The following is a 23933-nucleotide window of genomic DNA, read 5'->3' as shown; positions in this document are numbered from 1 at the left end:
AGACCTAACCCCCAGCCCCTTCCCTACAAGGGAAGGGGAGTAAGATTCAAAGCCTCTCTCCTTTTAGGAGAGAGGTTTGGAGAGAGGTCAGAGTGAGTATATTGCATACAAACGAGCGATCGCTTTTCCTGTTTACTGTTGTCCACGCAAAAAGTTCTTTAACCACCTAATGACTTCACTTGTTGTTTGCTCATTGGCCATTTGGAGACATTGCTGCACAATTTCTCTGACGTTAGGAAAGTAGCTGCTTTCTGTAAGCACATAACTTTCTGCCTGCAATCTATAAATCAATAACCGATTACTCTTTAATATCCAGACTTCTGGCACTCGATAAGGCAAGAAATCATTAATGTCGGTGTAGCTTGTCACATCTATTTCAATTGCTAAATCTGGTGGTGGATCTGACTCCCAATCAATTCTTTTTTTGCCTACTACTGCTCTCCAATTTTCAATGTAAAAGCAATAGTCTGGTTCAATACCACTAACTTTTGGTAAGCTCATGGTGATGGGCGTAAATGAATCGTATCTTTGCTCTAAATGATCTAGCAAAACCTTAGCAATATCTGCCAACAAACTCGCATCTCTTCCGTGCTCTGGTAGCGGTGCCATCAGTAAAATTTCCCCTCTTCGATATTTAATGCGAGGCGAGGAGCGATCGCCTAGTTGCTGACTCAATACTTGATAGTCTTGCCAGTCTCCTAAAAGTTTCAACACTGCGCCAGGTGGCAACTCAATTCTTTCTGGGGTAATTACGGTATCCATATTCGGCTGTTTCACTAATTGTCGAATAGTTTCTTGTAGGGGCACAGCATTGCTGTGCCCCTACCAACGTATTTGTATCATTATTAAAGTGAAATGGTATAAGAAGATTATTATAATTCAACTTCTGTTAATATCTCCTTTACCAAGCCCCAACTCTTAGAGAGGCTGCGCCAACGGGGCGGGAACAGGGAACAGGGAACAGAAAAAAGAATTAACCCCGAATATAGGGTTTAAGAGCCAATAAATTTATTTATGAAAAGAGATAAAAATATTTGAACCGAGATGGCGTAAGCTACGATGTTTCAATGCGTCATTATTCAAATCCCCTAATTTTAATTATGGGGTATCGAACTGTTGCCTGTTGCCCGTTCCCTGTTCCCTCTTAATGTCTACAGTTTCCTTTATTTCAGCTATTTATTTGAGAAAAATGTGTATAAAATGCACACCTTAACGGTAGGCTAAGAAATATCAAACAAAATGGCATAAAAATGCTTACTGTTGCTAAATCAAAACGGGTTGCCATCGCCATCTTTTCTTTCACCGTCTTACTTTACAGCCAAGTCGCATCAGCCGCCTTAACTTTACCCCTACGCAGCAAAAAGGGAATGGTGGTTTCAGCCCATCCCCTAGCAAGTGAAGCGGGAATTTTGATGTTACGCAAAGGTGGTAATGCAGTGGATGCAGCCGTAGCTACAACCTTTGCAATCTCTGTACTTGAGCCTTTTTCGGCGGGAATCGGTGGCGGCGGATTTTTGCTGATGCACTCTGAGAAAACTGGCGAGATGAAAGCGTTAGATTTCCGCGAACGCGCACCCCTAAAAGCCACAAGAAATATGTATCTGGACGCAAAAGGAAAGGTGCGCCCAAATGCAAGTATTAATGGTTATTTGGCAGTAGGGACACCAGGAATAGTGGCGGGACTTTATGAAGTGCATCGTCGCTATGGTAAACTCTCTTGGCAAGAGGTGATGAAACCTGCGATCGCACTCGCTGCATATGGCTTTGTGATTGGCGATGCGCCAATTTGGCGTTCTCTGCAAACAAACCAATCCTCCAAGCAAGCAATTCTCAACAATCCCGCCGGGCGAGAAATTTTCACTCACAATGGCGAATTTTATCAACCAGGGGACAAGTTGGTGCAGCGTGATTTAGCAAGCACTTTAACAGCAATTGCCCAAAATCCCCAAAGTTTTTACACCGGAAGTATTGCTCGGGCGATCGCTTCTGATATGGTAAAAAATGGTGGTTTAATTACTCTAGAAGACCTCAAAGCCTATAAACCAATCTGGCGCACTCCCGTTTGTGGAAACTTTCGCAAAGCTAAAATTTGCTCAATGCCACCACCATCATCGGGAGGCGTTCACCTATTGCAGATTTTAAATATTATGGGTGACACTGATTTAAAATCTTTAGGATGGCATCATCCCGATGCAATACATTTAATGGTAGAAGCAATGAAGATTGCTTACGCCGATCGCTCACAATATTTAGGCGATCCTGATTTTGTCAAAGTCCCTGTACAAGAACTGCTCAGTCCAGCTTACGCCAAAAAACGCCGTCAAGAAATTAATATGCAAGTGGCTAGACCCTCGACTGAAGTCAAGCCAGTAGACAAAGAGACACTACAACGTTTTAGTCAAGCTAATAATCAGAGTTTGAGAGAAAATATCATCCCGTTATCTGATCAATCTCTCAAGCTGCACGCGACTCGGCATGAATCTCCTGAAACCAGCCATCTTACTGTTGTGGATGAAGAACGCAACGCCGTGAGTCTGACTTTCACGATTAACCTCATTTTTGGTGCTGGTGTGGTGACACCGGGAACTGGGATTGTCCTCAACAATGAGATGGATGATTTTGCTTCTGCGCCAGGAGTGCCTAATGCTTTTGGTTTAGTTGGTAATGATGCCAACAGCATTGCGCCCCGCAAAACTCCCTTATCCAGCATGACTCCCACAATTGTTACAGAAAATGGTCATTTCCGCATGGCAGCAGGTGCGCCTGGTGGTAGCACCATCATCACCCAGGTTTTGCAAGTGATTCTGAATGTGCTGGAATACAACATGGATGTTGGTGCAGCTATTTCTGTGCCACGCATACATCATCAATGGCTTCCAGATGAGTTGCGCGTCGAATCTTGGGGCTTGGATGCTCTGACTATGCAAGACTTACGCCGTCGAGGGCATAAAATAAAGGAAACTGCCCCTTGGGGTAATGGTAATGCGATCGCAGTTACAGCCGATGGAACTTTAGAAGGGGCTGCTGATCCTCGCGGTGAAGGTTCCCCCAAAGGGTGGTGAGGAAGACAAGGGAGACAAGGGGGACAACGAGAAAATAATAACTCCTAATGACAAATGACCAATGGCTATTGATTTTGAATTGTTGACTCTGCGTAGCTGCTGCTGCCAAACTCGTTTGCCCGTGTGCTAGGTACTAGTGTCCAGCCCGCTTTGAGAAGTTTTTGATAAGTTGCCCAACCTTTAGAACCACCTTGTATTTTATAATCTGGGACTGCAAAATGTCCAAAAGCTGTGTAGGGACGCCAAGGCTGATTGGGTTCTGTCTGCAAATACAAAATTTTCTCTCCGTCGCCACCAGACTTAGATAACCAGCACATTTGTCGATGCATTGCAAACTCCTTTGCTTTTAGTTAAAGATGCATAATAGCAGGCGTTTGTCAAGTAATTTCTGACCTTGTGGAGTAATTTTTTGCCTAATACTTTAGACAAAGTGTAATTAGGTTTTATCCACTACAGGATAATTACTTAACAAGTCATACCCTGAGAAAGCTGCTAGTAGGACACAAAGATAAACAGCTTTGCCTCACCTTGCTTCTAGGGGAGATTTTTCTAATGTTATCCGCGCTTTTGATGAATGGGTGTAACAATAACTACTGTTTTGACTGAGTTTCGCAATCAAACTATTTGTTTTTCTGTTTACATATATAAGCGCAGATTACAGATGATAGAGTCTTCAAAAAAGCCCAAAAAAACTCTCAATTAATTAATGTATTGATTAATAACCCTGTTCAATGGCTAGCAGAAGTAATACAAGCCGAGGAAAACAATGATCAAAACCCAAAATGAAATTATCAAACAGGGCTACGATGCCTTAATCAATTCTCTGGGAGTTGCCGATACTATTCGGTTTATTCAATATTTCAGTCCTGGTAAAGGAGATGACACTAAATAACGCCATCAATGGCTAGATGAAAAAACTTTGGCGGATGTGTTGGTGGAGATGAAAGAATTGCAGGCAGACGACACCAATTAATATGACGAAATTATTGAGTAGCGACTTAGAGAATAATTGAATTGAGTAGTAAAAATAAAATTACTGTAGGGTGGAATGCAATACGGTTCGGTTAAGGTGCATAGGCTTTAAAGATCCCCCTTAGTCCCCCTTAAAAAGGGGGAAATAAAGCGATTTTTAGCCCCCCCTTTTTAAGGGGGGTTGGGGGGATCGTGTCTTATCCGAACCGTATTGGGGTGGAATGTCACTTACTTAAGTTAGATTTAGAACCCCGACTTCTTGAAGAAGTCGGGGTTCTGGGCAGCAACTTGAGTTATTAGAAGGATGGAGATGGAGCATACAACTTATCGCCGACAATCCCGCGAATTGTCTCTACTAGTTGGGTGTATGCAAAGTTAGATAAAACTGGTTTTGCTGCTTGCAAGTGAATTGGTTGATCTAAATCAATCCATGACTTACAGCCAGCGTATTTGGCGTAATAGGGAATTTCTTGCTCTTGGGGTAGTTTATATGTCCGCAGGAGAAGAATATAAAGCGGTTGACGTGGTTTCCATTTGAGGCGATCGCTAATAGAATGCTCGTTCCAAATATGGAAGGGAAGTAAAGTGTTGACAATAGACTCGTCCCTCACTGGCAAAATATCGGTAATTTCAGCCCAACTGCCGATGCGAACTGTCTCTGGATGCCAACCTGATGTTACTGGATAAACACGATTGGCATACTCAGCTTTCAGCATGAAAGCTTGTTGATGTTCGTAAGTAGGGTAAAGCAAAATTTCCTTGTGGGCAACTTGGAAATGTCCATTTCGTTCATGGATACCACCTTTGCGGAGCAACATAATTGTTTTGCCACTTTCCAAGGCATTTACGGCGACTGCCCATTCTTTGAGAGCATGAAAAGTTGTAGTCAATTCCATCAGCATCTACTGTAACTCTGATTTAATTTCAAGCTAAAACCGATAAAGTATGCACCTGTCCAAGGGAATGAATTAGGAAACAGTTATGGAAAAGCGATGTCTACGATGGTCACTGAGCTTGCCTGCCCGTAGCTCTACCGTACCACTTTGTGGAAGCAAGCTATGCGTAGCGTCTTGTAGAGAAGAGTCGAAGTGCGGGCTACGCCTACGCTAGGTATTTCTGATGTCCAAATCACACCTATCCTTATATAGGACTAGTATTTGATTTTTGAACCACACCCTACAAGACTACTGAGGTTTTTTCAAAAACAATTTACGATTCCTATAACAGTCCAATTATGTGGAATTGGTGACAATGCAGTTTAGTTAGCCATGCTGTTCTCTCGAAGATCCCTTCAACTCTTTTAAAAAGAGAGTTAGGGATCAAATTTATGGTTCTAGATTGCAAAATCTAACAAAACGTCAATTTTAGTAAACTAAGGGTTGCAGCTCACAAACTAAGTGATAACTTAAATAGTAGGACATCAAACAAAATAAAACCTAACAAACAGGGTCAATGACTTAGTGTCCCCTTGTCATCAGCCCAAGCAAATTTCAGCATATCAAATATAGAAGTGGTAAAAAGCCTAATGTAGAAGGCAAAGCCAAATCCCAAAGCGGAAAAACCAAGGATGCTGAGTTTGTTCGTTGTTTAGTCCACCCTAGTTATTAACTTTCAATTACTTAATTAGTTTAACAATTTGAAACCTGTGAACTCGATAAAACCTGGTCAACCTCGACCAGGTTTTTGGCATTTTATCAATACGCTTGGTTCTAAATAAATATAAGATAGTTTGTCATTGCGTACTCCTTTGGAGAACCCGTAGGGTACGAAGTGAAGCAATCTCAGTCCTTGCGATTGCTTCACTCCACTGCGTTCCGCTCGCAATGACATTTTATATTTAATTTCGCCCAGCTACTTAGCGTCAAAAACCATAAACTACGTAGATTGGGTTGAACGAACGCGAACAGCGTCCCGTAGGGAAGTGAAACCCAACAAACCACTGAAAATGTTGGGTTTCATTCCTCAACCCAACCTCCGATTTTACGATTCTGCATCCCGACGAGTGGTCTGTATTCCATGCAATTGAGAACCGCTATAACTAAGATTGTGGAAGCTTAAGGATGAGTAATGGATACGAATGGTAACATTACCCTGATAGCCCAAACACCTACAGTTAATCCTGTGCGTTCCTGGTTATCACTTACCTTTTGTCATGCTTATGACTAAAACAACTAGGATTTTTGGCGCGAATTCTGTAAAAGTTAAAAGGCAAAAGCAGCCAGGGCGTGGCTCCCCTTCTCTACGAAACGCTTCTTCGCGTTGGGAGAAGACCACGCTGGCTCAGTTTTTACGTTTATCTTTGTACTTCCTGATCGCTTTGCTATGCATCCTTGGTTCACCCGTGCTGGCAAAAGTTCCTGGCTCAATTAATTTCTCATCCCAACTACCAATTAACAGTTTGACGTTGCTGGCTGTGGCCGCTGACCCCGCCTCACTACTACAACAGGGCAAAGTTTTATACAATACTGGAAACTTTGCCAAGGCGGTAGAAGTGTTACAACAGGCTGTCCAAACATATAAGCAGCAAGGGGAGAGCGTCAGACTGGCAGCGACACTGAGTAATCTTTCCCTAGCTTACCAGCAACTCGGTGCATGGAGTCAGGCACAGCAGGCAATTACAGAGAGCTTAAATTTGCTCAAAGGACAGGATGAAAACGAAAATCTGCAAATATTTGCCCAATCACTGGATATTCAAGGTCGTCTCCAACTGACAATGGGACAGGCCGAGGCGGCTTTAGCAACTTGGCGGCAGACGGAAGAAATTTACAAGCAAGCAGATAATAAAAGCGGCGTGGTGCGATCGCTAATCAATCAAGCACAGGCGTGGCGAACCCAAGGATTTTACCCTCGGTCTGTCAAAACCCTCGAAGAGGTTAGTCAGAAGTTAAAATCTCAACCAGACTCTATAGAAAAGACAGTGAGTTTGCGATCGCTTGGTGATGCCCTTTTGGTATTGGGCGATTTCAAAAAGTCACGCCAGGTGTTACAAGAAAGTCTGATGATTGCTCGAAATCTGCAATCAAACGCTGATATTGCGGCTAGTCTGTTCAGCCTGGGGAATAATGCCCGTAAACAACAGGATACAGCAAAGGCGATCGCCTATTATCAACAAACAGTTGAAGTATCTCCCTCACCCCTGACAAAAGTCCAAGCCCAACTGAATCAACTGAGCCTACTCATTGAAGATCAACAATGGGCAGAGGTTCAAGCTCTCTTGCCGTTGATTGAGTCCCAACTCCACCAACTCCCCCTCAGCCGTGCTAGTATTTACGCTCAGGTTAACTTTTCACAAAGTCTAACAAAAGTCAACAGTGGTGTATTGCAAGCATCAAGTCAGAATTACTACTCAGGATTCAGCACAAAAGACTCAGCAGTATTACTCGCCAGGGCTATCCAGCAATCCCGCAGTTTAGGGGACAGGCGGGCAGAAGCCTATGCTCTGAAGAGTTTAGGCGGCTTGTACGAAGATACCAAACAGTGGTCAGAGGCGCAAGACCTTACCCGGCGAGGATTAGCTTTGGCACAGAGCAGCAATGCACCAGAAATTACCTATACCTTGGAGTGGCAGTTAGGTAGATTGCTCTGGGCCCAAAAAGATATTAATGGTGCGATCGCGGCATATGATGCTGCTGTGAACACTCTCCAGTTTCTCCGCAGAGATTTAGTAGTCAATAAGGACGTAGTGAACCAGGATGTGCAATTCAACTTCCGGGACAGCGTAGAACCCGTCTACCGTCAGTCAGTAGAGTTACTGCTGAAATCCCAACAAGGAAAACCAGATGAAAAAATATTGGAGAAAGCACGCCAGCGGATTGAAGCACTCCAACTAGCAGAATTGGACGACTTCTTCCGAGAAGCTTGCCTGCAAGGTCAGAGAGTAGCCCTCGATCAAGTGGTAGACAAAGATAATCCTACGGCTGCCATCCTTTATCCGATTATTCTTCCTGACGAACTCCAGGTAATTGTCAAAATTCCCAAACAACCCCTGCAAAGTTACAGTACTCAGATTTCCCCCACAGAAGTGGAGGAACTGTTAGTAAAACTGCGAAAAAATCTTGTCAATCCCACCGCTACCAAAGCCGTCCAAACTCAAGCACACCAAGTTTACAACTGGCTGCTCAAACCCATTGAGTCAGAATTGCAAAAAAGTGGGGTAGATACCCTAGTGTTCGTCCTGGATGGCCCGTTACGCAATTTACCAATGGCAGCTCTCTACGATGGTAAGCAATACTTGGTAGAGAAATATGCGATCGCCCTGAGCGTGGGTCTGCAACTCCTCGACCCTAAACCACTGGTACAACAGCAGCTAAGAGCATTAACCGCAGGACTAACTCAGCCGCCGCCAGGGTTTTCCAAGTTTGCACCGTTGCTTGCGATCAAATCTGAATTCGACGGCATTAGCAAAGCAGGAGTCTCGACAACTAGCCTAATAGATGGAGATTTTAAGAAAAAGAATTTAGAGAGTGAAATTGGTGCTGCTTCATTCAACATAGTGCATTTAGCAACCCACGGTCAGTTTAGTTCCCGCCTTGAAGACACTTTTATTTTGGATTTCGATGGTCAGATCAATGTCAAGGATTTTGATACTCTCTTCCGCAGCCAGGGTAAAACCATAGTAGAATTATTAGTCTTGAGTGCTTGCCAGACAGCAACAGGAGACAACCGTGCAGCACTCGGTTTGGCAGGAGCAGCTGTACGAGCTGGGGCACGCAGTACCATCGCCTCCCTGTGGCAGATTGATGATGAATCGACGGCAATGTTTGTTAGTGCCTTCTATCGAGAACTCAAGAGTGGCAAAATCAGCAAAGCCAAAGCTATCCACCGTGCCCAGCTACAACTGCTGAAACATCCTAACTACAAGGCACCAAGCTTTTGGTCTGCTTATGTGTTGATTGGCAATTGGTTATAATTTGGGGATTCGGGACTGGGGACGGTCGGTAGAGAATCTGAACAAGACTCAGTACCGATCTATCCCTTCTTCCCTGTTCCCTGCCCACGCAAGTAAATTCAGGAATCAAACCGGATTCTTATAGGTTAGATAAAATTAGTACTCTGTAGCCGTTAGCCCGTAAAATTGAAAGCGTCCAATGCCGAGAAATTGGCCAGCAGTTTTCTCACCAGAGGGAAAAGCCTTAATGCCAAATAAATAGACGCCATCATCAAAAGGATTGTAGTAAGTTTTCAGACCAATAGTAACCGTCTTACCTGGTGATATGGGAGTGTCAAAGGTTACTGTGATAGCCTGCTGTTTGTCGTTACCTTTCACAGCTTTAAGTGCCAACTTTGAACCTTGGTGATTGCGTGTGCCTTCAAAGGCAAAAGTATCTTTCTGATTGAATTCAATATCTTCACTCCCCTCAATCTGGTTAAAGGTAACTTGTTGCAACGGTTCCCCAGCCGTTGCTGGCACTTCCAGAGTGAAATAGTACGTCGTATTCGGAACACTTGTATTGCTGTATGGAGTGCTGGCACTAACTAAACGCGGTGGTTCGACAAAGGCGATCGTGCCATTGCTTAAGGTAACTGCATTGGCTACCGAATGAGGCAGTAAATATAATCCAGTGCTAACAACAAATAGAGTACGAAAAAAACTAGTAACGTACTTCATAATTCATATTTTTACCTCAGTGATTTTTATCTGGGACTCAAATTCTCGAGTCTTGTTTCAAATGCCCATACTTCATCGTGATAAAATGAATTACTACAGTCTCTAAAATTAACAACTGTAATCAAGTTTACCCACTATTTATTAGGCAGTTTTGCTGTAATTCTAGCACGCGATTTCAAGTTGTCCAGGAATAAAACAAATTAAATTTAACTAGTAATTTTGCCGGGATTTTTATTAGTAAATTCCCTCCAAAGTCGATGATTTTACCGGGCTTTGACTACACATAAACACCCATACATTGATACGTTTGTCGTAGTTTAAATAGTTTCATGCATCTATAAATCGATAGACTTGCCGTAGTTTAAAATAGTAAATTATCTGAAAAATCGATAATTTTACACGGCAGTAAATTTATCAATTGAATTACATATCAATAATGTTACTGAATTTATAATTAGAAAATTAAGTTACCAAAATACACTGATTTATGATGATTTAATTCCTTCAAAATACACAAAATTAGCAGGTTTAGATTAGTTATTTTCCCTAAAAATACAATAAAAATGCTCAAAGATTTGATTTAGCTTTTCCTTTTAAGTAAGTAGGTGGGAAAATTTACAAGTATGTCATTGCGAGTGAAACGGAGTGTAACGTTCGCGTAGCGTCTCGTAGAGAAGCAATCACAAGGACTTTAACGGTTTTACATTTTGTTACATAGTTAGATTAATTCGTGCCTACCTACTTATTCTGATAGTGCGTGAAAATCAAACTCTTCTGAGTCCCAAACCTGATCAACAATGTTTGCGATTAAACAAGCTTTGTCGCTATAGTCCATGCAATCGCCTGAATCTTCACAATAAATCTAAAGGCTACAGCGAAAGCCAATCTCATCTTTCGTAAAAATTGCTAGTTTTTCTAGGATTTCCGTAGACAAAAGTTTGTACGACTCGCTGAGAACGCCAGTGTACCTGGGAACGTTATCTAGTCATCAAGCTATATGGCGCAAAGTTTCCCCGACAATAACGCCAGTTAGTTTATAGCGGTTCTGGCTTAAGTGAGGTACAAGAAGCCCACCCCCAACCCCCTAAGAGCAAACGAGGAGGGGACTATGATGTACCTTATATGATTAGGAAACGCTATAGTTGGCGGTGCGTTCAACTGTAGGTGATTATCTCAATTATTCCAGCGAATCTGCAAGGAGTTTTTTGTGCATACAAACTAAAAAGCGCCTGGGAGTGTTGCCGTGTTTCCACCCCAAACGCTTTTTATTTTTAACTTGCTCCTCACACAAGTAAATAGTATCACTGCTTCAATCAAAAGGTGAGTATAGTGAGTGCCACTTTCAGAACTGCACCGCCAATTTAATTTCTGATACCATTTCACTAAATTCCTGCTAAAAATACGTTGGTAGGGGCGTACATCTGTGATACGTGTCAACTTAAGGTAAAAGCAAGTCTAGAAGGAGCTTTTAGAGATTATCTCTTATCTCGTTCCCAGTGTCAGACTGGGAACGCCCGTCGTTGGGGCTGCCGCCTCCCTTGCTAGCGGCAGAGCCGCTTTTGATTTGCATTTCCAGCCAGAGGCTGGAAACGAGGTTTTAAAAGGGTTTTAACTTAAGTTGACACCAATGTACATCTGTACGTCCCTACAGCCGATTCATTTGTTGCCAAAACTTTTGGAAATGCAAATTAAAAAATGCCTGGGAGTGTTGCCGTGTTTCCACCCCAGGCATTTCTTATTCTCAACTTGCTCCTCACACACAAATAAACAATATCACTACTTCTATCAAATGGGAAGTATATTGATTTAACTTTCAAAATTGCACAAGCAATCCAATTTCTGAAAAATTAAAAAGCGCTTGGGAGTGTTGCCGTGTTTCCACCCCAGGCGCTCTTTATTTTTAACTTGCTCCTCACACACGACTAAAACATATCACTAATTCCATCAAAAAGCAAGTAAATTATGTGACACTTTCAAAACTGCACACCTTACGGACAATGATTTAGTGTAAAAAGTGACGTATACCAGTTAAGACCATCAGCAAACCCAGTTGGTTAGCAGCTTTGATTGAATCTTTATCGCGCAAACTTCCCCCTGGTTGGACAATAGCTGTAATTCCTGCTGCTGCGGCTGTGCTGACTGAATCATCGAAGGGGAAAAATCCATCGCTGGCTAGGGTTGCACCTTTGGCTTTTTCTCCAGCTTGTTCTAGGGCAATTTTAACTGAGCCGACGCGGTTCATTTGACCAGCACCTACTCCTAGTGTAGTGCGATCGCTCGTCACAACAATGGCATTAGATTTAACATGTTTGCAAACTTTCCAAGCAAACAGCAATTCGGCTAATTCGCTAGCGGTGGGTTGACGTTCGGTGACTACTTGCCATTGATTGGTGTCAGCAATCACGTCATCGCTAGCTTGCACGAGGAAACCACCTGCGATCGCTTTCACTGTATCCTTAGGGCCACTGCTCAAATCAGCTAGAGTCAAAACCCGCACGTTGGATTTTTTGGCCAGGATTTCTTGAGCTTCGGCATCATAACTGGGTGCAACCACACATTCTAAAAATGTTTTGGTTAACTCACTAGCTGTAGCCGCATCAATCGGGCGGTTGAGTGCGACAATGCCACCAAAGGCAGAAGTAGAATCAGCGTTAAAAGCTTTTTGATACGCTTCGGAAATAGTACTTCCCAATGCCGTACCACAGGGATTTGTATGTTTGATAATCGTTGCTGCTGGAGTATCAATGAATTCAGCAATAATTCGGCGTGCGGCTTCTAAATCAACTAAGTTATTGTAACTAAGTTCTTTGCCTTGCAGTTTCGTCGCAGCTGCCCATCCCGTTGGGGTAGTACCAGTTTGATACCAGGCGGCGGGTTGATGGGGATTCTCGCCGTAACGCAGAGATTGTAATTGTGTACCGCTAAGGGTGTAATCTTGTGTTCCTGCCAGGTAAGATGCGATCGCTTGATCGTAACTAGCAGTGTGCGAAAATCCTTTTAAAGCCGCCTTTTGGCGAAACTCTAGGGATGCTTCGCCGTTATTTTGGCGTAATTCCTGCAAATACTCGTCATACTGTACTGGATCGCATAATACAGCGAGATGGGCGAAGTTTTTCGATGATGCCCGTAGCATTGCTGGCCCACCGATATCAATTTGTTCAACAGCTTGGGATAATGTTACCCCTGGTTTAGCGATCGTTTCTTCAAAAGGATATAGATTCACCACCACTAAATCAATCGGGCGAATTTGGTTATTTTCTAAATCTGTAATATCTTCGGGAACATCTCGCCGCGCCAAAATCCCGCCGTGAATCCGGGGATGTAGGGTTTTGACTCGACCACCTAAAATTTCTGGTGAACCTGTATAATCTGCAACTTTGGTAACAGGGAGTCCCGCATCTTTGATTGCTCGGGCTGTTCCCCCACTGCTGATTAAATCAAAGTTAAATTCTTCCACCAAGCTACGGGCTAGGTCAATTATACCAGTTTTGTTAGATACACTCAGCAGGGCTAGACGCGCCATTGATCAATTCCTTAAAAGTAGGCTGGAAGCGAAGGATCTCAAGTTTTACACAAGCCTTGGTTCAGTTCAAGACCATGACGAATAATATTGACTCGGTAAAAAGATGTGAGTTCGACAAGTTTTATTTGACCTCTCACCGATGCTCTCCGACGCCCAGAGGGGAGCAAAAAGCTGAATTTTTCGTTGCTCCTCCCTTTCCGTTTCGGAGAGGGAGGCTGGGAGGGAGAGGTTCATCGAACTCACATTAATTTATATGCTTATATCGGGAGCATCTCAGTGAAAGCAAATATACCAGATGAGAAACTAAACTCTTGCTCCCTCTCCTTACCAAGGAGAGGGTTGGGGTGAGGTTTTACAAGGCTTTTTACACTCATTGAGATGCTCCCGCTTACATCCCCCAGAGTCAGCTTGGATACAACTATCAATCACTGTCGAAAATGCTGGAAATAAGGACTAGGTAGGCTTAGTCTCTAATATTAGCGATCGCCTAAACTAAAAATAAGCATCTTTTACCCACATAATACCTATGGTTCAGTCTTCTAATCAACGCCTAACCCTAGAAGAATTTCTCGCACTTCCCGAAGGAGATATTACATACGAGTTTGTTAACGGTGAAGCTGTACCCAAATATAAAGATAATGAAATCAGGGCAAAGTTTTTTCATGGCTCGACTACTGGTGCTTTATTTATACTATTGTCTGTATGGGCACAAGCAAAAGGTCGAGTTGTGATTGAATGGGCAATTAAACTAACACGAAATCAACAAGATTGGATGCCTGTAGCGGATCTGACCTATATTTCTCATAACCGTCTTCCTGCTGATTGGCTATTAGACGAAGCTTGTCCTGTCGCACCGGAATTAGTCATGGAAATCATTTCACCTGGTCAAATTTTTGGTGAAATTGCCGAAAAAGCGACTGATTATCTGAAAGCTGGTGTTTCTCGTGTTTGGGTGGTTGATACAAAAGCTAGAACTGTAACTGTATTTGCGCCATCTTCCTTGCCGATTACTTATCGTTCTCATGAAGTAATTACTGATGATTTGCTACCAGAATTGGAAATTACCCCTCATGCAATCTTTCAACGAGCTGGATTAAATCCCTAAAATTTCATTAGGAATCAGAATAATCTAAAGTATTGCTAATGAAAAAAAAATTGAGAACCTGAATCGAATGGCACTAAAAAAAGCAGAAACCCTTAATTTTCAAGAAATAAACTTGGTAGTATTGCTTAGTAGAATAGCACTTCTCTTCAATGCCGATTAAGTTAGCTTATTCTTCAAAATTTTTCTTATCTATAGCGGTTCTCGCTTAAGTGAGGGACAAGAACCCCACCCCCAACCCCCCTGACAGGTGTAGGTATTTTACGATGAGGAGAAGTTGGGGTAATAAAATCCATCAACAGGAGTTGGAGGAAATGAACTCCAGCGATGAAGATGAATTGATATACCGTTAAGTAAATCAGCAATGAGGGTGAGCAAGCCAAGAAGAAAACAAGAAATAAGGCGAGGTGGGCGTGAGTTGAAAGGTTTTGAGAAGGTAATATGTTTTTTGGGAAGTTGTTCCAAGTCTGGAAGAGGTGATTGATTTTCAGCTTCACCACCTAGTATGACCATCCATAGGGTTGAAACTGCGATCGCTAACCATAACCGTTCTGCACGTTGTGGTGAGAGTAGACGAGTATTGTGCCATTGCCAACCGTCAGATTTGATATCGCGATAAACACATTCGGTGGAAGGACGCAAACCATACCATAGTGCATCAGCTTGTTCTGGTTCTATGTCTGTCAGGATCAACCACGGGTCTTTATAGCCAACATCCCAACGAGCAAGCAACGTACATTCAAGGGGGTTGGTTTTAAAACAAGCAACTCCACCTGACCATGATTGTCCCGGAGCGCCAAGAACATTTGCAAGCGGTCGCCACTGAGTCTGTGGAAGAACTCGATAAGTACCCTGATGATTGATACGTAGCAATGGATGCCAGCCTGCACCAACAATTAGTTGGTAAAGCCAATCTGCATACAGTCCACGGTCTGCACTGACAATCACATTCCAGTTTTGAGGAATCACACCGTTAAGGTGTTCGATTAATTTTTGCCAATGTGGTTTCCAACTTCCAGGTTCAGTGGCTTGAACAATACACCATGCCACTGGGATTCCACATCCTGCGAGCAAAACATTTATCGATAAAACAGTGAATTTGTCACCAATGCTGGTTGCATCAAGTGCAAGAGCAATTTTTTCGATACTTTTGGGTAAAAGATGGATTACCCACAACAGTAATGGTGCAAAACAGCCGTTGACATCGAGATGACAACGTTTTTCTCCTTTCTTGGCTTTTGCCTCCTGATACCATTCTTTGAGTCGCTGACGTACTGTGTTTGGTTTTTCGCCATTAACTGTGGCGATGAATCTTGATACTTGTGTTAAGCTACTTGAATTTATCATCACCATGCCAAAGCTCCACGTTGCCAACCCGATCGCTTGAGGCATTGATAAATGTGGCATCTGCTTTGAAACTATGCATGACCACTCTTTGAGATGCTTGTTTTTCAGCATTTTAGTTCTGAATACACACCTGGTTTCATGCTTGATTTTCTCGTTTTTAGTTGTGAATACTCACACCCACGTAATAAACCTACACCTGTCAGCCCCAACCCCCTCCCCGCAAGCGAGGAGGGGGCTATGATGTACCTTGTATGATTAACGCTATATTTTAATTTACAGAGAAATGAAAAATTCAACTAACTGTATAATTTGAGACTTTTAGAATAATTAATATGGATTAATTTCCTTATTCAAGAAAATACATAAACATCGGACTGAGTTGCTTGTGTAATAGTTCTTAAAAAAAATATTATAAACGTAAAATATAAATGTCTTGACAGATTAGACACATTTAAGCTAATAAAAATATGTAGTCCATTTGCTGAGGCTGTAAAGTCCGAGCAAATGAAGCAGTCGTAAGACTGAATTATTGAGGAAAAAAATATGCCTTCACAAGGTACTGGCGCTCAAGTTGATCCACGTTCCCTTAAGCCTTCTATTGACCTCGCTACACTTATAGAATTACTTACTCAAGCTATTTCTCCTAGTAGTAATCAGGCAAATACTGACCAGCGAAACCCTAGCGGGATGCAGCTGTTTGAATTTGATGATAAAAATAAACGCCTGAGAACACGTACTTCAGCCGTTATGTATCGGCTATTTTCACAACCTAAATTTAAAGAAGCTTTTAAACCTGCTGAAGGTGGTGGGTTTATTCAAAACTTATCGATGCCAGGACGCGGGAATAGGTCACGCGTTGGCGGCTGTTTAAGTGATGGCAATGCCAAAAAGTTACCTAGTGCAATAGATAAATTAATGGCTGCTATTGACCAGGCGCTGAATACTGCTGTGCCTTCCGACAGCTTATTATCGACATTGCTGTTAGATGACGCTGATAAGCAACTCAAAAAACTTGCTAAAAGTGCAGGTACGTCTTTCCAGGATATGCCCAATACTGCAAACCTCGTACCTATAGCATTTCAAGCTGGAGATAGTAAGGCTAACAAATCTGACAAGTCTGTGGCGACAGTTATCTCTGCACGGGAACGAGTTGAGAATAGTGATTATTTTGAGCAAATGTGCAGAGCCGCCGCAGACTATCTGGAAAACCAACGCGGCAACAATGAAGAAGATGTTGCTTCGTCGATCGCAACTTTGGAAGATGAACAAAATCGATACGATAGTCAAATACAGCGTTTTTTGAACTTTTTAGACGATGAAGCCTTGTCACGAGTCCGATTGACAATTAGCTTTCGGATTATGGAAGCGATCGCAGACAATGCCCGATCAAGTGACGATCAAGACTACCAACTTTTAGCAGAATATGTCAATCGAATACTCAATGTAGTTAAATCTGCTAAACAAGTAGGCTATACCGTTGATTTAACGGCTCATTTTGGTATTGCTGCTGAATTTGACTTATCGGATTACCTGAACCAAGCCACCTTTTATTATTGTCTGGCTGTTTGGCCTGAGTCTAAAACCCAAATCTTCGAGCAAAAGACTAACAATCAAGTTGACCGTGAGGTAAGCTACCGTTTTCGAGTCAATGGACAAAATCCAGAATCAGGCAAACCTGCTTTTGAAGCGCGACTTGATCAAATTGGAGAAGATTTACTGAGTGATGATCAATCTTCCTCACAAAAACCTTGGGTACTCTGTCGTCGTTTAGCTGAACTTATCGTTTTGACAGTTGTTGTCCCCAAGGAGGGAGAGGAATCGCTATCTGAAGAATCACTCACCAATTCGGTGCTTCAATTGTTGGCAAATCTTAAATCGAATGGAAAAGAAGCTATTAGCCAGACTTTAGACGAATTACGGGAACGCTCCCAGTCAATGAAATCCATTGCAAAGGCTCTGATGAAAGTAGTGCGTGACAAGAGCCAAAAAGTAATGTCTCAAGTTCAAGATCGTTCCTCTCAACAATTTATCTGTGTAAAACGCAGCATCATTAATTGGCATCGATTAGAAGGAGCAGATCCAGGTGTGAGAAATTTGCTTGTGGAGCCACAAGCAAATTCCAGCGAAAAGGTTGAATGGTTCAAACATATTGAAATTTGCGAACAACCAGCAGCACCAGGACTTCTATTCTCGGTTAAAGTTACCGCCGAGCTTTCGGAATACGACTTAATAATTAAAGACACACCCAGTAAATTGGAGGCAAAGCGTTTATTGCCGGAGAAACTCCTCCAAGTTTGTTGGGTTCCTCGTTCTTGGCAAAAGGAAGACCGTCAATGGACTTATGAACTTTCGAGAAATGCTTCTAAAGCTGCCGGATGGGTATTACCAGCTGCCATCATAGTGGAATACGATGTTAAAACGGTGAAGCGGCAACCAGATACAAAAGGCTCAGAGGAAAATAAGCAGTATCACGCAGCCGCCGTTACTGCTTTTGCTGTGCTAGTTTACTGCTGTTTGTGGCGTATCATTAGACGATTGCAACAACGCGATCAAGAAAAATCGGTTGACTTTACAACCTTAATGCTGCGGCTGCAAGAAACGGGAAAACAACTAAATGATGATAAGGACAAGAGCGGTGATGCTTATGTTTATGCAGCTGCCCAAACCTTGGAAGCCATACTAGCTGAAGATACCCCGATCCGAATGCAGGGACTCATTCTGGAAAATCTGGCGAAACAAACTGATACAACAAAATTTATTAAGTCCGGCACTTTTAAGGCGCTGTTAAGTGCATTTCCAATTTGCATTAGTAGCCCAGGTTCCGATTCAGCCCCCAAGATTGGTTTAATTTCCTACGCTATTCGTCCCTGTAATGAGGGAAATTTTCAGAATGAAGACGAAAAGGCTTATCTTTTGCTGACTCAAAGTTATATTGCCACAGCCGTTAGTGAACCGTTTATAGGTTATGAACTGAAGCGAGAACGGATGCAGTCTGATGTAATTGATTCTCCAGAACAGTTGAAAACGCAACGCCTAGTCAAAGAAGAAATTCGTTACCTAAAAGCCCAAGGATGTCAGCATATCATTTTATTAGCTCATGCCTATGGCGATCGCCGCATGAATCGAGCCGCAAATCAGAATTCTTCTTTAATACCTACAGAATTCTTAGAAGAAGTCTTTGAAACTTTTCCTGATCTCAACATTTACCCAATGGTGCGGGATGTATTTCCTGCTACACGCTTGCGCGATCGCGGATACAATGAAGCCGCATTTGAAATTTTGCAAGCTGTAGACCATACAGACTTTCAACGCTCCGTTAGGGCAGACTACTTTCGTGATTTGATTCCGGTTTATACTTTTGCCACACTTCATGCTATTCAAGCAGAAGATCGCCTACAATCTGGTTTCTGCATCTATTTCCTAGTATCGGATGCAAAAGCTGGCGATCTTAATTCGACTCAACGCGCTCGTCAGCATTTCATAAATCCCGATTTAGACTCTCCTATTCATGACTGTTTACTAGCTGTGCTGCGGGGCTTGCATTTTATCGAAGCTGAACGAGGTGTGCAAAAAGGTCAACTGATCCCAGTACTAGACCCATTTAGTTGGATATCGCCTACTACAGTTGAAGGGGCTGGGGAAGTAAAAGTTCTCCACACTCGCCGTAGAGGAGATGTATTACTTAATTATCGCGCTGTACTCACCCACGTTTCTCAAGTTCTGCACCGGAGGAAGTAATGGAGTTATCTTTTCTACAACGAGCTTCTATCTGGGGACAGGTATTTGAAATTGCTGTTAAACGCGGTGTTCTACAACAGTTGATTCACCAAAAATTAGTCTTGAACGATCATCCAGTTCTCCAGCCTTGGCAATCTCACAAAAATGCAGATGTCTATCACCAACTGGTAAAAGAATTCCAATTGACAGATCCCAATACCAAAGAATGGGTAAAGACAATGCTGCGTCATCTGCTGGTACTGGGCTATGGTTTAGGTTGGACGACGATGCGAGAATGTCTCAACCACAGTCAAATTAGTAAACCTAAACTGGAAGCAATTTGGTGTCCGTTGACACTGCCAGGACAGCAAATGCAACGCGATGAAGAACGAGAAGAGACAGCAAAAGTATTTCAAGCAGCTTTCAACCTACCAGGAAAACCAGACCAGGACTTAGTAAACCGAGGACAACCTGCTAGAGCCGACTTTCTCTTATGGCTATCGAACGAATCCAGCCCCCGCAGGGGAACAAAGGATTTAATATCACCCAAAGACAGTAAAAGTGCCTTCTCCCAGCCAAAAGACCCAAAACGCAAAAAAATTGAGAACTTAATTCTCTGCCTGGAATTCTCGTATAACGCACCCATCAAATTTGCAGATTTTAAAACTGAAGCCCCTCATAGAGAGGAAATGAATCGCTATGCGCGTTACATTGAATCACGGGGGGTATTCTCTAGGGTTTGTGCAGAGGTTGAGGGTGAAGAGTTTTCGCCTTCATCAAACCTGGAAAGTCATTTATCAGCATTTAGTGGTCAAGATAAACCATTATTTAAGCTCTGTCAGGCATCATCTTATACCCATCGCCTGATTCATCTGTTGTACTTGCATAAGCGCTTAGAAGGAAATTGTAACGCGAGAGCGATCGCTGTCACATCCAATGGTATTGAAAGTCTTGCTGCTCAATTCTGGGGTGAAGAACTAGAACCAGATCCTAGAGCCAAGTTGATGAAATCATTGGGACAAGCATATCGCCAGGCTCAGAAATTAAGCGACGATGAACCAAGCGCAATAGAGACGGAAATTCGTTTGGTGTTCAAGAAGCTTATCGGGTCGTTACCCTCTGTTTTCAAAGCACAAGCAAAGCGTCTAGCTGAAAACCCAACTCCAGGGCAATATCTGCACTTTCTCTTTCAGGAGAATGTAGAGGGATTCTACAACCCAATGGATGAAATTAGCAAGGTTGAGGCGATCGCATCTGTTGAAGACAACGACGCATTATTTGAGTTTTTTGGAGAAAATTCTAATACACAAATTGCTCATTTTATCAATCAAATCAGTCCCGGCAAGGAAACAATTCCTCTACGAAAAGTACACGAGGCAGCAGTTTTTGCTGGTCTGACTGCTGCTCAAGTAGGTAAAATCAATGTCATAGCTTTGGAAGGTAATCCGGGTATTGGTAAAACCACTGCTGTAATGAAATTTCTCAAGCAGCAATCTCAAGGCTTCTTGTTTATCTATCTCAGTCCGCGAGTTGTAATTAATCGGGATGTTACCGACAAACTTGCTAGAGAAAACGGTAATCCCACTGGGATATTGACCCTGACCAGCAATAAAAATTTGATTGATGCAGCTTCCAAGTGGTATGAGCAACAGGTTCAGCAAAACAGCTTTCCATCTCGCCATATTGATAGTGCCGTTGTTGTCGATGGCTTTGAAAAACTCACACGTCCTGATTGCAATACCCTCTTCCTCACTCCAGAACAAGAACATGATATTGATTGCAACATAGTCGGCTCTACTCGGTTTCAACGCCGTCTCAGCGAACGGGATTATAGCGTAGAATCGCTTAAGAGTCCTGGTGTATTGCGTACCATAGCAACCTCAGCCCGAAAATTGCTAGAAGCTAACCCCCAGGTTAATCAGCTAGTAATGACTGCTGCTATTCAAGGTTATCGGGCGCTAGACCAATCAACCACAGTTGATGCATTCAGTAAGTTGTTTGGAAAGCCAGCTAATACTACTTTGGGAAGAAATGAACGTTCAGCATTTGCAGCGCGAATTCCCACCATAATTGTCATGGTAGATGAACTCGCTGGTGATGGTGCAGGAGCGCCCTTTGTCCATAAGTTAGCAGAATGGTTGCAACAGCAGTTTATTGAACTGTTTGATACAACTCCCTCTCCATTTAAGATTGTGCTGATTGTTGCCGATGCTTCACTGGGCAATGAGATTGTTTTGAATAGTTTTTTAAGTTCAGGCGATCGCGCCCCTGATAAAATATTAATCAGTCAAAGTCAAGGTGAAGCACCATTTCGGGTGACAGGCACTTCTACAAAAGTCGGCCCCAGAAAACACCCAACGCTCCACATAATGACAAATAGTTACCCCGCCAGTAAACTCGATATTGACTACAGTATTAGGCTGTCTCCCGTTAAACCCGGATTAACCAGTGACGGCACAGAGCAGACAATTAGACAAGCAATTCGAGAACAATCAGAAGAGCAGTTGCTGACGAATGCCTACTTAGAAATCGAGCGCGGGTTAAAACAAGGAGCAGAGCAGTTGATTTTCTTTGCTCAGGATAAAGCTTTCTTACGTCAGTTGCAGGAGAAATTGACCACTGGTAAAGATGCTTTGGTAAACAAGGGACAGGTGGCGGTTTTAGATCAAAGCGTACCACCCAATCAGCGACTGGAATTAGTAAAGCCGCCACGACGGGATGAAATCCGAGTTTTCCTCATGACTTCTTCAGGTGCAAGAGGTGTTTCTTTCCCGAAAACAGATTGGATTATAGCCGCAATTCCCCGATTTAATATTGAAGCCGCTTTAATGGAAGTCGCGCAATTAATTTACCGGGGTCGAGGAATGTATCCAGATCCAGAAACCGGAATGGAAGTTTCTGGAGATCACAAAGATAGACGGTTAGTTATGCTGATCAATGATTTTATCATTGAAAGAGAGGACATTGACCGCAAAAGACAATGGCTGCGTCAGTCAAGCGATTTATTGACTTTGCTGGTAATGTTGCGCTCTACAATTCACACCCGCATCAAAGGTGATGCCGGACTTAATAAAAACCGAATTGCATTTGTCCCAGTTGGCTCTGTTGGGGATGAAGAATTGTTGCGTTTAATGTCTGATGATGTCTTAGATTTCTTGCGGGAAGCTAAAGTTTTTATCCGCGATAGTCACTCTCAAGACGCTAAAGCTATTGTGGTCCAAGCAGATCAGTTAATCGGAAAAATCTTTAAACACTTCGACTTGAGAGGTCAATCATTAGATATAAATGCCAAGTCCTATGCAAATTATCAAAACCTACAAGCTTTGACCAAAACTGTTTCTAGGATGTCGAGCCGATTATTGCCATCTTTAGATAACGATGTATTACAGATACCAGATAGTCTAAGTTGTATCGGCCCTTTCTGGATAGAAGATTGGAGCGATCGCCAAACTGAAGAAATATTTAGCTTTGAAGCATGGAAAACTGATATTAAAGAAAATAGTAGTCGTCTTTTAGGACTACTAAAACGGATTTCCGAAGACAAAAATTTCGGATTTCCCTCAAAACTCAAACGTCCTGCTAACGAACTCCATAAGCTATTGATTCGAGAAAAGGAGGGATTTGTGATTGAATCTTCCACACGTCAAGCATTAAAAACTAAAAACATAGTTATTGGCTTACCTCTAGACTATCCCCATTTCTGGAATGAACAATCAGAAGATGACATCCGCCAACAGGTATTAGAAGATCCGCAAGCTTGGAGAAGTGCGCTAGGACGTTCTCTAACTCCTCAAGGCTTAATTATACCCATAGTTGCTCACTATCGCACATTTCCTTGGATAGCTGTGGCAGGTAGACGGATTTTTACACAATTAGAAACAGTTTTTAGCGATCGCTATTTTATGACATCCAGTGAATTGAATCTTCTGAACACCATCCTGCTTGAAGATGAAGCAGATAACAAATAGTTAATGTCAGCTTAGAGGATGTTTTAAAAGTCCCCTTGTCAGTATCAAAATAAGGATATCTCTATTGTTTGTGGCGGGTTCCCAGCACCATAAATCTCCCACATAGCAAAGTAGGCTTGTTCTAGATTGCGGGTAAAGCGTGGTGTATCAAATAGGGGGTAAGTGGTACGATTTTGTGCTAATCTCTGTTTGAGTTCATCCAATGCTCTAGGGGAATGGCCTAAATGTATTGCCAATTGCTCATATTGCTCTAAGTTATTAGTGATTAAGTCTGGTAAACCAACTGCTGTCAGCAAACTAGCTGCAACACGAGAAGCAAAGGTTTTTCCTATACAAGTAACGACTGGTAAACCTGCCCATAAAGCATCACTAGCAGTAGTGTGAGCATTATAATAAAAGGTGTCTAGAAATAAGTCTGCTAATTGATGTCTGGCTAAATGTTCGGCTTTGGGGTGATATTGGGCAAAAATTAAGCGATCGCTATTAATCCCCCTAGCTTGGGCTTCTCTTTTGAGATTATCCTCAGCAGCAGGGAATCTGACAAGTAACCACAGCACACTACCTGGAACTGCGGCGAGAATTCTCATCCAAACATCAAAAATCTGCGGTTCAATTTTATAGTTGTTATTGAAGC

At 42.6% G+C, this 23933-nt stretch carries 12 protein-coding genes and 1 pseudogene; 6 read left to right on the top strand and 7 right to left on the bottom strand.

Annotated elements, in window-relative coordinates:
• Window positions 1-132 precede the first annotated feature (132 nt).
• On the bottom strand, window positions 133-762 hold the full coding sequence (locus HWQ41_RS18340; protein ID WP_292765698.1) for a Uma2 family endonuclease: 630 nt from the start codon (window positions 760-762) through the stop codon (window positions 133-135).
• Window positions 763-1250: 488 nt separating this feature from the next.
• On the opposite strand from HWQ41_RS18340, the gene ggt reads away from it, so the two are divergent.
• The gene (gene ggt / locus HWQ41_RS18335) at window positions 1251-3062 is read left to right on the top strand and encodes a gamma-glutamyltransferase (RefSeq protein WP_292765696.1); all 1812 of its coding nucleotides are present in this window, start codon (window positions 1251-1253) and stop codon (window positions 3060-3062) included.
• A 65-nt stretch (window positions 3063-3127) separates the two neighbouring features.
• On the opposite strand, the gene HWQ41_RS18330 is transcribed toward ggt, so the two are convergent.
• The gene (locus HWQ41_RS18330) at window positions 3128-3391 is read right to left on the bottom strand and encodes a hypothetical protein (RefSeq protein WP_292765693.1); all 264 of its coding nucleotides are present in this window, start codon (window positions 3389-3391) and stop codon (window positions 3128-3130) included.
• A gap of 437 nt (window positions 3392-3828) precedes the next feature.
• Here HWQ41_RS18330 and HWQ41_RS18325 point away from each other — a divergent pair, with 437 nt between their 5' ends.
• Window positions 3829-3954: a hypothetical protein gene (locus HWQ41_RS18325; RefSeq protein WP_292765691.1), complete on the top strand. Its 126-nt coding sequence runs from the start codon at window positions 3829-3831 to the stop codon at window positions 3952-3954.
• A gap of 376 nt (window positions 3955-4330) precedes the next feature.
• On the opposite strand, the gene HWQ41_RS18320 is transcribed toward HWQ41_RS18325, so the two are convergent.
• Window positions 4331-4936: a DUF1802 family protein gene (locus HWQ41_RS18320; RefSeq protein WP_292765689.1), complete on the bottom strand. Its 606-nt coding sequence runs from the start codon at window positions 4934-4936 to the stop codon at window positions 4331-4333.
• Window positions 4937-6186: 1250 nt separating this feature from the next.
• Here HWQ41_RS18320 and HWQ41_RS18315 point away from each other — a divergent pair.
• Complete coding sequence (locus HWQ41_RS18315; protein ID WP_292765686.1) at window positions 6187-8943, top strand: CHAT domain-containing protein; 2757 nt, start codon at window positions 6187-6189, stop codon at window positions 8941-8943.
• 135 nt (window positions 8944-9078) lie between these two features.
• On the opposite strand, the gene HWQ41_RS18310 is transcribed toward HWQ41_RS18315, so the two are convergent.
• Both HWQ41_RS18310 and purH read right to left on the bottom strand, forming a co-directional pair.
• Window positions 9079-9642 carry a DUF2808 domain-containing protein gene (locus HWQ41_RS18310; RefSeq protein WP_292765684.1) on the bottom strand — a complete coding sequence of 188 codons (564 nt, stop codon included), beginning with the start codon at window positions 9640-9642 and terminating at the stop codon, window positions 9079-9081.
• A 2002-nt stretch (window positions 9643-11644) separates the two neighbouring features.
• The gene (gene purH / locus HWQ41_RS18305; RefSeq protein ID WP_292765682.1) at window positions 11645-13165 is read right to left on the bottom strand and encodes a bifunctional phosphoribosylaminoimidazolecarboxamide formyltransferase/IMP cyclohydrolase; all 1521 of its coding nucleotides are present in this window, start codon (window positions 13163-13165) and stop codon (window positions 11645-11647) included.
• Between the two features lie 526 nt (window positions 13166-13691).
• Between purH and HWQ41_RS18300 the strand changes: the two genes are divergently transcribed.
• Window positions 13692-14270, top strand: coding sequence for a Uma2 family endonuclease (locus tag HWQ41_RS18300; protein ID WP_292765680.1), 579 nt, complete (start codon window positions 13692-13694; stop codon window positions 14268-14270).
• 258 nt (window positions 14271-14528) lie between these two features.
• Here the strand turns inward: HWQ41_RS18300 and HWQ41_RS18295 are convergent, their stop codons facing one another.
• The gene (locus HWQ41_RS18295) at window positions 14529-15725 is read right to left on the bottom strand and encodes a transposase (protein ID WP_292765678.1); all 1197 of its coding nucleotides are present in this window, start codon (window positions 15723-15725) and stop codon (window positions 14529-14531) included.
• A gap of 432 nt (window positions 15726-16157) precedes the next feature.
• Here HWQ41_RS18295 and HWQ41_RS18290 point away from each other — a divergent pair, with 432 nt between their 5' ends.
• Complete coding sequence (locus tag HWQ41_RS18290) at window positions 16158-19352, top strand: hypothetical protein (protein ID WP_292765676.1); 3195 nt, start codon at window positions 16158-16160, stop codon at window positions 19350-19352.
• Window positions 19352-23299, top strand: a complete 3948-nt coding sequence (locus HWQ41_RS18285; RefSeq protein ID WP_292765674.1) for a helicase-related protein — start codon at window positions 19352-19354, stop codon at window positions 23297-23299. The genes HWQ41_RS18290 and HWQ41_RS18285 overlap by 1 nt, the downstream gene beginning before the upstream one ends.
• A gap of 44 nt (window positions 23300-23343) precedes the next feature.
• Here the strand turns inward: HWQ41_RS18285 and HWQ41_RS18280 are convergent.
• A pseudogene (locus HWQ41_RS18280) lies at window positions 23344-23933 on the bottom strand (TIGR03032 family protein); the annotation flags it as partial.

The sequence above is a fragment of the Nostoc sp. NOS(2021) genome, from assembly GCF_017115025.1.
Taxonomy (GTDB): domain Bacteria; phylum Cyanobacteriota; class Cyanobacteriia; order Cyanobacteriales; family Nostocaceae; genus Nostoc.
This window is presented reverse-complemented; position numbering and strand designations above follow the sequence as displayed.